Here is a 13,320-nt window from a genome sequence, read left to right as displayed (position 1 = left end):
AAATAAATAGATTTGAATAGCACGAATTAATCGATAATGAGATCTCAGTATGGCAGGCAAAATTTTCCCGTATCCTCCCCGGCATTCCATGTATTGGGAAGAACACCAGTACACATATGATCAGGCAAAAGCATTATATGAACAAGGCGAGATGCCTCTTTCGCGTCCGAATGATCTGAGTGCAAACGGTGGTAAGGCGGTGGCTAAGCCACCTGAGCGTTCCATGATGTGGGAAAATGAAAAGCTGAAACAGCCGCCTGTCGAACCGCAAACCCCTGTTAAAAAGCGAAAAGAAAAAACAGTGACGCCCTGTCATTTGTTTCCGGTTCGCTATGCCTTGGATGAGAACGACGAGAATGGCAAGCCGAAGCATGGTTTGCCGAAAGGATGGCGGGGCAGAGGCTATTTTTCTGGTCAGTCAGTGGCACCGTATCAATATACTCTGCGTCAGCTACGGGATGGCTGGTTATATGTGTATAACGAAACGGCCAAAACGCTGGACGAGTATGCGTTATCCGGTGTGACTCTGACTCGCTATGAGCAGGAAAACTATGATTTTAAAACACTGGATCCCGTCGAGGGGCCAACAGAGCGCGGTACGCTCGGAACCAGCCAGCCTTTTCTGACCTATAACAGCGATACATCCATTCGCATTGCCTGGAGTAAACACCGCTGGTCCTGGCCCATGTTCTATCTGTTTGCAACAAGCCCCAGTGTTCGTTTTCATGCCCGTCACATTGACTGCTCCCGCCTGACAACCCATCCCGGCGATCATATCGTTGGCATCGATCAGCTGGACCAAGTGGCTGATATTGATGCGCAGGCAGGAGAGATTGAACGCTTTACCGGTCTGGTACACACCAAAACGCCCGCCGAAACCACAGTGACCGTAGAGAGCCCGGATACGCCAGAAAAGATTGACGTGACCTTAGATCTGGAGGTGAAACCTGTCGCAGCAGCGACGGATATCACCAGCAGCCTGCCCGCCAATGAATCGGGTTATCTGGTTGCCATTCACGATATGTTCAGCGATCTGTGTGAGATGGGGATCCGTTTTACCGCAGTTGTGGCAGAGTGGCAGGACTGGCTGGAATATGAAGTACTGCAAAACCAATTAATGGAAGCGGTTATGCAGATTACGGCGACTGATATTCCGGAAGGAATGGACATCCGTTATCCCTATCTGCTGGATGAGATGCCACGCAGTGAGCAACTGGTGATTTATCAGGAAATTTGTGAACTGTATGAGAAACGGCGCCAGTATGAAGCGGCAGCAATGTTAGGCACTAACGGCGGTGATGCCAGGGCTTATGGCCTAGGGATCGAATTACAAAAAGCAGAAGCAGCCTTTCGCAAGCAACGGGGAAATATTGCTTATCGCTCATTTTATAAAGACTGGTACAACGTAAGAAAAAATCGCCGCATGATTGACCGTGATAAGCTGATCAAAGATAAGATCGCCTATCTTGAGCAGGAAGGCACCTGTTATCCGCTGGTCGAGACGCACAGAGACGCAACGTTGGCCATGCTGCGACAGTTTGGTAAAGATGTCTACAGAAAAGCGTTTGTCGATATTTTCTCGCCTGCTGGCCAGAATGCCATGCAAGCCCTGCACGGTAATCTGGTTACGCCTTTACTTTACAGTCGATTAACTCAGGCTCAGAATGAGTGGCTGGAGAATGAATACGGTAGCCCGAGTACGATATTCCCCTTGTATTTAACAGGTTACAGCTGTGAGCTGTATGACGCTTATGACTTATATCTCAAGTGCCGTGGCGATATTACACTGGCAGACAATGCTGATACCACTGAGGCGGTGGACAGCGCCTCGGCATCAAAAGATTTCACAATCAGTTATGGGGCGTTTTTAGCCTTTATGAATGATCCGGGCGTGCAGTCGCACGCGAAATTGGGTGGTTTCGCGACATTTTTGTCGACGATTCATGACAGTTTTACGCAGACCATCAGCGCTCCGTTAAAAGCCGGAGCCACTCAGTCTGTCAGTGGCATTGCCCACATACTTGCCTCCTCACTGACCTTTTTCGGCGCCAATCCGTATGCAAAGAAAGCCCTTGATCTCGGTATCCTGGCTGAAAGTTTTGCAACTTCTGCAGAAGTACACATCAAGGGGGCATACCAGAGCCAGATTCAGGCCTGGGAGCAAAAGTTACAACAAATTACTAAAGATCTGAGTCAGGCTGAGAAAGTGGTGCAGACCCGGGTGAACCATGATCATCGCGTTTTTATCAGGCTCAGTGAGCGCGCTTTGGGTAAAACGGTTGATCAGATCGCAGAGGAAACTTATCAGGCCGGTGTAAGGCGTAACCAGTTAATGGCTGTCCGTGATGCGCACCTGGCTCAAAAACCCCTGTATGCGCAGATAGAAGCGGATTACCTGAAAGAAGAAGGGACAAAAACCGTCAAAGCCAACATTGAAAACGCCAGCCTGAGGATGGGCTCTGTCATGGTGTCCAGCGGTGTTGATTTGCTGGTGGTGCTGGTGAATTTGAGGGATTTGGTCAGTTACACCCAAAGTTTGAAAACCAATAATGTCTATACCGTCAGTGAATTGTCCGGCATTACTCAGCGGATGATAGCCACCAGCAGCAGTCTGGTGGCCGTATTTCAGGCTCCGGCCTGGAGTGCTTTTAATAGTGCGGGTAAGTCTTTTAAGCATACTTACTACGATCTGAAAGACATTCGGTTTTCTGGTGATACAAGAATCAGTGCTAATCAAGCCAAAGCTGGAATTCGCTTCGCTAACTTGACTAAAGTCGCTGCTTCATTCGGGTTAATTTCAGCCGTGATGGAGTTTGTTCCTTCCTTGTTTACTTTGTTGAAAGCGAAAGATGAACTGAAAGTAATACATGGCGCAAAAACAATGGCGTTAGGGGGACAGGCATATATCAGTGCTTATCAGCTGTTACAGGCCAGCAGAGGGGCAGTTGCGGCAGCATTTGCGCCCTGGGTATTGTTCGCTTCAGCTGGCATTGGCCTCTCTCTGATGATAATCAATCAGCTGATTGATTATTTTGAGCGCAACGATTTTCAGAAGTGGCTGGCGAGCGGCCCCTGGGGAACCGATCAGCTCCCGGTATGGCAACCGGACGGAGACAATCACTACCACAGACCGAAACTGACACAGGCGCTGCAGGCATTACACCAGTTGTACTGGAGTCCTGTGATTCATGCGATGCCCAACAGACGTACAGAGTACAGACAAACCAGTACTTACCCGGCAGCAACACGGCGGACCGAAGTGATGGAAGGGGTCTGGCTGAATATTGAGCTGCCGAGGCTGGTGGCCGGAAAACTGCTGGGGGTAATGTTTGTCGAGTCAGCGGAAGACGCGGTGAGCACCGTGCTGGAGCAAAAGCTTGGCGTCTGGAAAAAGCAAGACAGTGATACAGAGAAGTCAACGACACTGACATATCAGTGTTATCTGCCACTGCAGGAAAACCAGCGCAATATCGACATGGTTCTGGCTTATTGCCAGCATCCGAACAGTGATGAGCGAGACAATGACAACTTGTACTATTTCAGCTTTTCACTTACCGCCGATAATCTGGTTGCCAACGCGCTAAGTCACGATGAAGTGAAGAAAAAACTGGGGCCGATGAAAAATCGCTTTGAGCCACAAGTCAGAATTTATATTGAGGGGTGACATTTTGCTGGATGAAAGAGAACGTCTGTTATTAAAATCAGAGATTCCGAGTGATGAGGAAACGCATTCACGTTATGAAAAAATAAGGAATGATCCGGATAAAATTGAATGGGAGATATTGGCCTATTACTGGCCTTACGCCAGTCGCAGAAAGAAAACCTTACAGAAGAATGCTTTTTATTGTGCTGCTCCTATGTTCGCTTTTATTTTTTTTGCGTCTGGATTCGATCTTATAGAGACGGTGGCCGAGCCTTGGACTTGGATTTTAGTTGGATTTGGCATGTTCGTGGGCTATTACTATTCAGGACTCACTGTTTTTAATTACCACCGCCATCATTACATGCTCAGTAAGCACGGTTTGATCACTGAAGAGCATGCTTATTCTCCTCCAAAAGCCACAAAGATCGCACAAAAAATGGTAGGCGTGCTCGCGGTACTGACCGTTATTTCTGTGGTCATGATTGGTCCTGTGGCATTGGTTGGTGCCGGCGGGTTGGGTATTACCTGGCTCGTATTAGCAAATGTAAATTTTGAAAAATATGGATTAATGCGACAGGTTGGGAGTCTAGATGAGGTGGCTTTGATCCGAATTCATGATGACTCTGATGAATCAAGAGATTATTTTAGACTGTTTATGAAAACCTGGGATATTGAAGGTGAGTCAGATGAAGATAGAAGATTCTCTCATTACGGCATCTTCAGGGTTGATGTTTTTTGTAATCATGGCGATAAAAATAAAATAATTGATTTTATTAATAGTAATTCAAAAAACCGTAATATTAATATTGAAATGGTGGACCTGTTTTCTCAGGAAAGCAGAAGAATACCCACCGAATATCAGGATGTGTGATTTCACTTAACGGATTTGTATGTGATGTGTGTTTTTTTGATTGCCACTGAATTAATTGCTCTTGAATAAAGTTAAGTGTTGATTCTAAAGTTCAGTGGAAATCATAGTTTGATGCATATGTTTGGGTTGCTCGCTTGATATGTTTTTTCTCTAGTTTAATTCGCTAAGTAACCATGGGTTGAATAAACTGGGGCCGATGAAAACGCGCTTTGAGCCGCAGGTCAGAATTTATATTGAGGGGTGACATTATGCTGAATGAAAGAGAAAGTCTGTTATTAAAATCTGAGATTCCGAGTGAGGAGGAAACGCACTCGCTTTTTGAAAAAATAAAGCGCGATCCGGAAAAAATCGAATGGGAAGTATTGGCCTATCACTGGCCTTACGCCAGTCGCAGACAAAGAACATTACAAAAAAATGCCTTTTATTGTGCTGTGGTTCCATTTCTTCTTCTGTTTGCCACATCTTCATTTGATATTGTTAAAACAATTACAGAACCATGGGTTTGGGGGATTGTGATATTCTTGGGGGCGTTTGGTTATTATTTTTCAGGGCTCACTGTTTTTAATTACCACCGCCATCATTACATGCTCAGTAAGCACGGCTTGATTACTGAACAGCATTCCTATTCACCAAAATCGGCGACGAATGTCGCCAAGAAAATGGTGGGCGTATTAGCGGTTCTCACTGTTCTTACTGTAATAATGATTGGCCCTGTGGCATTGGTTGGTGCAGGTGGGCTGGGTATTACCTGGCTGATGTTAGCCAATGTGAATTTCGAAAAATATGGACTAATGCAACGTGTTTGTAAACATGATGATATTTTTTTTCTCAGGGAACATGATGACTCAGATGAAAAGAGAGATTATTTTCGCTTATATCATAGGTACTATAGTATTAATTTTTACGAAGATAAAATTATTAAATTAAATACGTTTGCCTACATGCATACGGATGTTTACTGTGAAGCCGGTAAAAAATCGGATATTATTGAGTTTTTTAACCAGCATCACCCTTGGCGAGAGATCATTTCTGACAAAATGAATTTATTTGATGATGATATTAGTTTCGTTGCACCAAGAGAAATCAGAGAACTAGTTTCTAGAACATCATTATATTCTAATGCGGAATAAATTTATCGTATACCAGGCTGTTGAGAACAATGACGAAGATGGACAGACCATTAAACAAATCAAGCATCCCAACAGATGAAGAAATCTACTCACGATTTGAAAAGATCAGGAATGATCCGGATAAAATAGAGTGGGAGGTGCTGGCGTATCCCTGGCCTTATGTCAGTCGCAGAAAAAAGACATTACAGAAGAATGCTTTTTATTGTGCTGCTCCTATGTTCGCTTTTATTTTTTTTGCTTCTGGATTCGATCTTATAGAGACGGTAACTGAGCCATGGACTTGGATTTTAGTTGGGTTTGGTATGTTCATGGGGTATTACTACTCAGGGCTTACCGTTTTTAACTATTACCGCCATCATTACATACTCAGCAAGCACGGATTGGTCACTGAAGAACATGCATATTCTCCCCCAAAGGCCACAAAGGTTGCAAAAAAAATGGTAGGTGTGCTCGCGGTACTTACCATTATTTCTGTGGTCATGATAGGTCCTGTCGCATTGGTCGGTGCAGGAGGGTTGGGCATTACCTGGTTAGTGTTAGCCAATGTGAATTTTGAAAAATTCGGTTTGATGCAGCGAGTTTCTTTTCATGAAGATACTTTTTTTATTCGTGAGCATGATGACTATGACGAGCCAAGAGATTATTTTTATTTATTTCATCGGTTTCGTAGTTTTGAAGAACATGATGGAGAAATTTCATTTGAGAAACCTTGCTTTCTCTCAACGGATATTTTTTGCGAGAAAGGAATGAAAGATGAAATTATAAAAACTATCAATGCTTATCATCCATATGGGGAAATTAAAAAAGATAAAGCAAATCTGTTTGATGGGAAAACAATTTTACCACCCGATGATATTTGGGACTTGGAAATAGCAACCTCCCCATACAATGATTGATAAAGAATGTACCGAATCAACTCGAATGGGGATTTCTGAACCATCAGTGACTCAAATCGCAGTCAATATTCTTGGTCTGCACTTGGTTTGCCAAGTAACCAAAAGTATAAAGCAAAGCAGAAAGGATAATCCTTTCTGCTTGATGGGTGTTACTGCCGGTAGGCCTGTGACGCCCTGACCACATTGTTCATTTCGTCGATTAATTCAAACAGTTCAGGCTCCAGCTCGGTGGCGGAACTCCCGGCTTTGAGCTGGGTTTCCAGGGTGTAGCAGAGGTTTTTCAGTCTCGGCACGCCACTGTAGGCGCAACTGCCATGCAGTTTGTGGATAGACGGCCACAGGTCAATGTCTTTGCCGTCCAGCACTTCATTGACCAGCATTTCCACTTCAGGCATAAAATCGAGCAACATCTGCAGCATGTCCCGGGCCAGTCCTTCTTTGCCGGCGGCCTGTTTCAGGGCCAGATCCCAGTCCCAGCTGACGTTATTATTCACAGCATCGGGTTTCGTTGCGGGGGCAGTCGCGGTCGCGGCAGGCGCAGAATGATTGTTCTGGGGCTGCGGAATCCATTTTGCCAGCATCTGCTGCAAAATCTGCTCTTCAATGGGTTTGGTCAGGTAATCGTCCATACCGGCGCGAAGCAAGCGCTCGCGTTCGCCCGCCATGGCATGGGCTGTAACCGCGATCACAGGCGTATGGCTGTTCAGCGTGGTTTCATGAATCGCCTCACAGGCTCTGACGCCGTCCATCTCTGGCATCTGGATATCCATGAAGATTAAATCAAAGGCTTTTTGCTGGGCGTATTCCACGGCTTTGCGACCGCCGGTGGCGGTAATCACGGTTTCTACCCGTTCACTGAGCAGGGCGGCGATCAGCTTCAGGTTCGCCGGGTTGTCATCAACCGCCATCACAGTAAGAGGCAGCAGAGCATCGCTGGCTGGAGCCAGTGGCAAGGGTTCCGGCTCTTCTTGCTGATCTGTCTGGCCAATCAAGGCATCGAACAGTTTACGGCGGGCCAAAGGTTTACCCAGGCAAGCCGTGACACCGGCACTGAGCAAGCGTTCGGACAACGCCAGTTCTGTGGTGGGCAGACACACCAAGACTTTGTCGGCCAGTTGCTCGGCTTTAAAGACTTTATCCAGAATCGTTGCCAGCGGCGGCTGTTCGCCCGGAGACAGGCAGAGCAGGGCAAAGTCGTGATGTTCGACATCGTCCTCCGGCATATCGGCCCGGTAGGTGACATCCAGTCCCGCCTGCAGCAGGCGTTGCTGCAGTACGTTGGCCGCCTGCAGGTTGGGTTCGATGAGCAGCAGGTGGCGGTTTTTCAGCTCGCTGGTATCAATCGGCTGCGATACCGGCAGATCCGTTTTGGTCAGTTTGAGGGTGAACCAGAACGTTGAGCCCTGGTGCAGGCGACTGGTCAGGCTGATCTCGCCACCCATCTGAGTGACCAGTTTCTGGGTGATCACCAGCCCAAGCCCGGTTCCGCCGTAGCGGCGTGAAATACTGGCATCAGCCTGGCTGAATGCCTGGAATAATTGCGCTTGCTGGCGCTCTGATATCCCAATCCCGGTATCACGGACCATAAATTGCAATTCGAGGCTCTCATCGCGATCGGCTTTAAGCTCAACGGCAATGTCTATGTTACCGCGCTCGGTAAATTTCACTGAGTTACCGATCAGGTTGGTCAGCACTTGCTGAATACGCAGCGGATCGCCAATCAGGCCGGTTGGGATACGCTGATCAACCCGCAGGGTCAGTTCCAGGCCTTTCTCGTGGGCGCTGGGTGCCAGCAGGCGCATGACTTCATCCAGCGAGTCGGTGAAGTCGAACGGAATATTTTCCAGCAACAGTTTTCCGGCTTCCAGCTTGGAAAAGTCCAGAATGTCATTGATGATGGTCAGCAGGTTATTGGCGGACTTTTCTATCGTCAGCAGGTAATCGTGCTGACTGGCACTGAGCCGGGTTTTGAGCATCTGGCGGGTAAAGCCGATGACGCCGTTCAGTGGCGTTCGCAACTCATGAGACATATTGGCCAGAAATTCGGATTTGACCCGGGCGGCCTCCTGAGCGCGCTTTTTGGCAATATCCAGCTCGACGTTCTGTATTTCGAGCTGTTCAAGGGTTTCACGCAGATCGGACGTGGCTTGATCGATGCTTTGCTGCATTTCGATGTGGTAGTCAGACAGCGAAATGGCCATGGCATTGATACCGTTTTTCAGGTTATCCAGCTCCCCCAGCAACTCGCCTTCAATCCGGATATCCAAGTGCCCGCGGCGAATTCTGTCCACAACACTGATCATGTGCGATATCGGGCGGGTGACATCGCGCATCAGACGATAGGCAAATAACCCTGACAGAATAAGGCCCAGCAGTAATACCATCAGCGCAGTGAACACTTCCTGATACTGCTGCAGCCGCAGCGGACTCATGTCCATTTCAATGGCGATATAACCCAGCGCTCTGGCCTGAAACCCCGGTGCTGACAGGTTACTTTGCTGCGCTTCTGTCAAAATCGGCGCCCGCATGATCATGGTGCTGTCATTGATGACGATATCAGGCAGGAAGGGGATCGGCTGATCATCGGGAAACATCAGCGCCTCAAAGTTCCGATGGAAGTTAGAGGTCACAAACAGCTCATTATTGCCGTCAAATACCGCGATACTGCGTACAATATCGGAATGCTTGCGATGGGCATAGCTGATGATGCGTCTGACCGCTTCACGATTATGATCTGCCATGCCGTATTCAGTGGCAATCGCCAGCGGCTCTATGATGCTGGTGCCGGTTTCAATCAGCTGATGCTCCAGATCACGGTAGCGGCTCAATGTGAAAAATGCGCTCAATAGCAGGCCAATGATCAGGGTTGGTGCTAATGTCAGGGTGAAAACCCGGGCGCGAAGTCCGTATTTGGTCATGGTTACAAGAATTCGATTCTGTGGGAGAATTGCTGTCTATGCTGGTCACGCAAGCATGTTCCAGCCCTTAGCTTAATGAATCTTTACCGTAGCGACAATTGATGTCGATCCGGCGTTGCCCTGAAAAGGCGACAGAACACCGTGAGTTACAACATTATGGCACGCTTTTTTAAGCCGACTAAACGAATTGTCAGCGACACCAAACACAAAGAAGTGATGGTTTCACGTCTCGACCATCTGGGCTCTGGTATCGCCCATCTCGACCGCAAACCGGTTTTTATTCCGGGATTACTGCCTGGCGAACGTGCGCTGGTGCAGCTCACCGACAATAAAAAACAGTATGCCCGGGCTAAAGTCATCAAACGTCTGACTGACAGTCCTGAGCGCATTACACCTCAGTGTCCTGTTTATGACCAGTGTGGCGGGTGTAACTTGCAACATCTCTCTCATTCTGCCCAGATCTCGGCCAAGCGCCAGTCTCTGGGGGAGCTGATGGCGAAGTTTGCCTTAGGAGGGGAAAATGAGACGGCGACAGCAATAGTACAGGATGAACCTGTTACCGGAGACGCGTGGCAGTACAGACGGAGCGCGCGTTTCAGCCTCAGGGTTGAATCGGGCAAAGGGCTGAGTTTCGGTTTTCGCCAGGAGCAGAGCAAAGCGATCGTGGATATTGCGCATTGTCCTGTCCTGGCGGCTTCGCTGAACGCTCTGCTGCCGCCTTTGCGTGAATTGCTGGCGCAACTACAGGGCCGCCGGAACCTGGGGCATGTCGAGCTGGTCGAAGCCGATAATGGTCCTGTGGTACTGATCCGACATCTCAAGCCATTTTCTGACCCGGATATGACGAGAATTCAGCAATTTGCTGACAGTCATCATGTTATGCTTTTCCTCGCTCCGGGGCCTGATGAAGTGAGTCAGCTGGCGGGTGACATTCCCTGCTATACAGTAAATGGCCTGACGCTGCAGTTCTCGCCCAAAGATTTTATTCAGGTCAACCGGACGGTGAATACCCGGATGATAGAGCAGGCACTGGACTGGCTGGATATTCAACCACAGGACAGAGTACTGGATCTTTTTTGTGGCCTGGGTAATTTCAGTTTGCCGCTGGCTCAGAAAGCGCGGCAAGTCGTTGGTGTGGAAGGTGTGGATGAGATGGTGCAGCGGGCCAGTGACAACGCCGCACTCAATCAGCTGGCGAATACGGCTTTTTATCAAGGGAATCTTGAACAGGGTATTGAGTCGTTCAGTTGGGCCAGAGACGGTTTCGACAAAGTCTTGCTGGATCCGGCACGTGCAGGTGCTGCCGGGGTAATGGAAGAAGTGGCTGCGCTATCGCCCAGCCGGATTTTATATGTTTCCTGCAACCCGTCCACACTGGCGCGGGACAGTCAGGTCCTGTTGCAGCAGGGCTATCAGTTGCAACGGCTGGGAATGCTGGATATGTTTCCCCATACGGGTCACTTAGAATCTATGGCACTGTTTATTCGAACCTGATGTCAGGACGTGCCTGCGAAGGTCGCTGGGAGTAACAGGAAGCCATCCGTAATAACGCTATACAGGACAGAATCATGGTCGCAGTTCGCGGTGCGCATTTGAAGGAAAACGCTAAATTTGAGTTGGTACCCTGGGTAGAGAGTCTGCTGCAGGATGCTAAAACCTCGGACCGTCTGATCCAAACCTATCAGCGCTGTGAAGCGCATCTGGACAACAAGGAAGCGGCCGGCCAGTTATTGTGGCGTGGCCGGGAGATGGTTGAAATCCTGGTAATGCTCAGTATGGATACTGACACTTTGGTGGCGGCTCTGCTGTTCCCGCTTGTTGAAGCTGGCTTCTACAAGAGTGATGACATCAAAGAGGAATACGGCCAGACCATTCTGCAGATGGTCAAGGGCGTCAAACAGATGGCAGCGATAAGCCAGCTGAACGCCATTAAAGAAGGCGCGGCACAATCGGCACAGGTCGATAATATTCGCCGCATGCTGCTTTCTATGGTGGACGACTTCCGCTGCGTGGTGATTAAACTGGCCGAGCGAATCTGTAATCTGCGCGAGGTGAAGGACGAGCCGGATAATGTACGTCGTGCCGCAGCACGGGAGTGTTCCAATATCTACGCTCCGCTGGCAAACCGTTTAGGTATCGGTCAGCTTAAGTGGGAAATCGAAGACTACGCGTTTCGCTACAAGCACCCTGACACCTACAAGCAGATCGCCAAACAGCTGTCTGAGCGGCGTATCGACCGGGAACAATACATTGACCATTTCGTGAAGGATCTGGATGAGTCGATGAAAGCCTCGAATATCAAGGCTGAGGTGCATGGACGCCCTAAGCATATCTACAGCATCTGGCGCAAAATGCAGAAAAAGAATCTCGCCTTTGATGAGCTGTTTGATGTGCGTGCGGTGCGTATTATCGCCGATCAGCTGCAAGACTGCTACGCGGCGCTGGGGGTCGTACATACCAAATACCGGCACCTGCCTAAAGAATTTGATGATTACGTAGCCAACCCCAAACCCAATGGTTATCAGTCGATCCACACTGTGGTGATCGGCCCGGAAGGCAAAACCATTGAGATCCAGATTCGCACCAAACAGATGCACGAAGAGTCCGAACTCGGGGTGGCCGCGCACTGGAAATACAAAGAATCCGGCACCTCCGCCGGCGCCCATTCAGCCTACGATGAGAAAATCAACTGGCTGCGTAAGCTGCTGGCCTGGCAGGAAGAAATGTCCGACTCTGGCGAAATGCTCGAGGAACTGCGCAGTCAGGTCTTCGACGACAGGGTCTATGCCTTTACCCCGAAAGGGGATGTGGTGGACTTGCCTCTGAATGCCACCCCGCTTGATTTCGCCTACCACATTCACTCTGAAGTGGGTCACCGCTGTATCGGTGCCAAGGTAGAAGGGCGTATTGTGCCTTTCACTTATCATCTGCAAATGGGTGATCAGGTCGAGATCATTACCCAGAAAGAGCCAAATCCGTCGCGTGACTGGCTGAATCCAAACCTGGGATTTGTCAATTCCAGCCGGGCACGAGCTAAAGTACATGCCTGGTTCCGCAAGCAGGACAGAGACAAAAACATTGCAGCGGGTCGGGAAATTCTGGAGCAGGAGCTGCATAAAATCGGCGCTACCATGAAAGATGCTGAATCTTACGCGCTGAAACGCTTTAACGTGAATTCTACGGATGAGCTGTTCGCCGGTATCGGCAGCGGTGATCTGCGGATCAATCAGGTCATTAACCACATCAATGCGCTGGTAAATAAACCGACAGCGGAAGAAGAAGATCAGCAGTTACTTGAGCGGCTAACCGAAGCGGGCAGCAAAGCCAGCCAGAAAAAACCGCAGCGTGATGCTGTGGTGGTGGAAGGGGTGGATAACCTGATGACCCACCTGGCGCGTTGCTGCCAGCCGATTCCCGGCGATGACATAGTCGGCTTTGTCACACAGGGACGGGGAATTTCGGTGCACCGCAGCGACTGTGAGCAACTGGAAGAGCTGCGTCATGTCGCACCACAGCGGATTATTCATACTGTCTGGGGGGGCAGCTTTGCCGGGCGCTACACACTGACAGTCAGAGTGACTGCTTCAGAGCGTAACGGCCTGATTAAAGATCTGACCAACACCATGCACAATGAAAAGGTGAAAGTAGCAGGCGTGAAAAGCCGGATCGATTTCAAAAAGCAGATGGCGATTATGGATTTCGATATCGAGCTGACCGATCTCGACAGTCTGGGTAAGCTCCTTCTCCGCCTGGAGCAGGTGAAAGATGTCTTTGAAGCCAGACGACTGCACTGATCTCATGCTATTGACAGAACGGGCCCCGGCCCGTTTTGTGCCAAATGACAACCCTATACAGAGCACAG

Annotated in this window: 7 protein-coding genes; 6 read left to right on the top strand and 1 reads right to left on the bottom strand. The window is 49.0% G+C overall.

Going from position 1 to position 13,320, the window contains the following annotated elements; translation table 11 throughout:
- The first annotated feature begins 49 nt into the window (after nucleotides 1–49).
- From D6M16_RS18050 to D6M16_RS18035, 4 genes are all read left to right on the top strand, one after another.
- Entirely contained in the window at nucleotides 50–3,664 is a 3,615-nt protein-coding gene (locus D6M16_RS18050) for a toxin VasX (RefSeq protein ID WP_120513285.1), read from the top strand.
- Nucleotides 3,665–3,668: 4 nt separating this feature from the next.
- On the top strand, nucleotides 3,669–4,514 hold the full coding sequence (locus D6M16_RS18045; RefSeq protein ID WP_120513284.1) for a hypothetical protein: 846 nt from the start codon (nucleotides 3,669–3,671) through the stop codon (nucleotides 4,512–4,514).
- Between the two features lie 248 nt (nucleotides 4,515–4,762).
- Nucleotides 4,763–5,644, top strand: coding sequence for a hypothetical protein (locus D6M16_RS18040; protein WP_120513283.1), 882 nt, complete (start codon nucleotides 4,763–4,765; stop codon nucleotides 5,642–5,644).
- A gap of 38 nt (nucleotides 5,645–5,682) precedes the next feature.
- On the top strand, nucleotides 5,683–6,540 hold the full coding sequence (locus D6M16_RS18035; protein ID WP_205576944.1) for a hypothetical protein: 858 nt from the start codon (nucleotides 5,683–5,685) through the stop codon (nucleotides 6,538–6,540).
- 149 nt (nucleotides 6,541–6,689) lie between these two features.
- Here the strand turns inward: D6M16_RS18035 and barA are convergent, their stop codons facing one another.
- Nucleotides 6,690–9,458 (bottom strand): two-component sensor histidine kinase BarA, encoded by a 2,769-nt coding sequence (gene barA, locus D6M16_RS18030; protein WP_120513281.1) that lies wholly within the window; start codon nucleotides 9,456–9,458, stop codon nucleotides 6,690–6,692.
- A 156-nt stretch (nucleotides 9,459–9,614) separates the two neighbouring features.
- Between barA and rlmD the strand changes: the two genes are divergently transcribed.
- Both rlmD and relA read left to right on the top strand, forming a co-directional pair.
- Complete coding sequence (rlmD, locus tag D6M16_RS18025; RefSeq protein WP_120513280.1) at nucleotides 9,615–10,952, top strand: 23S rRNA (uracil(1939)-C(5))-methyltransferase RlmD; 1,338 nt, start codon at nucleotides 9,615–9,617, stop codon at nucleotides 10,950–10,952.
- A gap of 74 nt (nucleotides 10,953–11,026) precedes the next feature.
- Entirely contained in the window at nucleotides 11,027–13,252 is a 2,226-nt protein-coding gene (gene relA / locus D6M16_RS18020; RefSeq protein WP_120513279.1) for a GTP diphosphokinase, read from the top strand.
- The last annotated feature ends 68 nt before the right edge of the window (nucleotides 13,253–13,320 follow it).

It is taken from the genome of Photobacterium salinisoli, from assembly GCF_003614885.1.
Lineage (GTDB): Bacteria > Pseudomonadota > Gammaproteobacteria > Enterobacterales > Vibrionaceae > Photobacterium > Photobacterium salinisoli.
Note: the sequence above shows the minus strand (reverse complement) of the source record. Positions and strands in the feature narration are given on the sequence as shown.

Bases quoted from the DNA above. Each gene is read 5' to 3' on its own strand.
- D6M16_RS18050 (WP_120513285.1), top strand. From the start codon at position 50: ATGGCAGGCAAAATTTTCCCGTATCCTCCCCGGCATTCCATGTATTGG.
- D6M16_RS18040 (WP_120513283.1), top strand. From the start codon at position 4,763: ATGCTGAATGAAAGAGAAAGTCTGTTATTAAAATCTGAGATTCCGAGT.
- D6M16_RS18035 (WP_205576944.1), top strand. From the start codon at position 5,683: ATGGACAGACCATTAAACAAATCAAGCATCCCAACAGATGAAGAAATC.
- barA (WP_120513281.1), bottom strand. From the start codon at position 9,458: ATGACCAAATACGGACTTCGCGCCCGGGTTTTCACCCTGACATTAGCA.
- rlmD (WP_120513280.1), top strand. From the start codon at position 9,615: ATGGCACGCTTTTTTAAGCCGACTAAACGAATTGTCAGCGACACCAAA.
- relA (WP_120513279.1), top strand. From the start codon at position 11,027: ATGGTCGCAGTTCGCGGTGCGCATTTGAAGGAAAACGCTAAATTTGAG.